Source organism: Cupriavidus sp. SIMBA_020 (assembly GCF_046535395.1).
Lineage (GTDB): Bacteria > Pseudomonadota > Gammaproteobacteria > Burkholderiales > Burkholderiaceae > Cupriavidus > Cupriavidus campinensis.
The window spans coordinates 1-250 of the sequence record NZ_JAWRWU010001264.1 but is presented as its reverse complement, the minus strand read 5'-3'; the positions used below and the strand labels follow the sequence as shown (position 1 = coordinate 250).

Sequence of the window (250 nt, the reverse complement as noted above, 5' to 3'; positions counted from 1 at the left end):
AAAAAAGGCCACTCGCAAGAGTGGCCTTTGTATTTATTGCGGTGGGCTGGGAGCCCCGCGGCATCAACGGTGCCAGCCGCCGCGGCCGTGATAGTAGCCGCGATCGGGGCCGCGCCAGTGGCCATGCGGACCCCAGTAGCCGCCGCCGCGGATGTAGACCGGGGCCGGATAGACCACCGGGGGCGCCACGTAGACGGGCGCCGGACGGTAGTAGACGGGGGGCGGGGGAGCGTAGACCGGCGCCGGCGCA

The 250-nt window shown here is 70.8% G+C and carries 1 pseudogene; it reads right to left on the bottom strand.

The features are described 5' to 3' along the window. Nucleotides 1–63 precede the first annotated feature (63 nt). Nucleotides 64–250, bottom strand: a pseudogene (locus SB751_RS33565) (virulence factor); the annotation flags it as partial.